We start from the raw sequence: 587 nt of genomic DNA on the forward strand, positions 1-587 counted from the left end.
CGTCCACACGGCCGCGCTCCGCTGCGCCCTGCTCCGCAGGGAGACCTTCGTGCACCACCACCCGTGCTGGACGACCTGCCGGTCCGCCGGCGGCCGGGCAGAACTGCGGCCCGCCGCCCGCGCCGAGCTCACTCACCACGAGCGCCAGGAGATGGCGGCATGAGCGAGCGCGACCGTGATCACGTGATCTGGCACGTGCGGTGCCACCCCGGCACCAGCCCGGACGTCTACCGCCACGTCCTCGGCCTCGCCGCCGAGTTCATCCTCGTCGTCCAGCCCCTCCCGCCGACCGCACTGGTCGCCCGGCTCCGCGGCGCAAGCGCGGTCTTCTCCCAGGGCCCACGGCGTCTGGCTCAGCGCTTCCTGCTCCAGGCCGTGGCCACGTACGGTGCCCTGGTCCACGTCGGCGTGGCCGACACCTGGTCGACCGCGGTGACCTCGTCCGCCCACGCGGGACGGACCGGGGTGCTTCACCTCCCCTACCACCGGGCCGTGGAGGCGTTCCTCCACTCGCTCCCTGTCGACGTGCTCCACGGCATCGGCCCCGCCCGGGCCGACAGCCTGCGCCGCTTCGGCCTGCACACCGC

The 587-nt window shown here is 74.4% G+C and carries 1 pseudogene; it reads left to right on the top strand.

The features are described from left to right. Nucleotides 1–159: 159 nt before the first annotated feature. Nucleotides 160–587 (top strand): annotated as a pseudogene (locus tag IE321_RS41660) (hypothetical protein); the annotation flags it as partial.

Source organism: Streptomyces hydrogenans (genome assembly GCF_014656075.1).
GTDB classification, from domain to species: domain Bacteria; phylum Actinomycetota; class Actinomycetes; order Streptomycetales; family Streptomycetaceae; genus Streptomyces; species Streptomyces hydrogenans.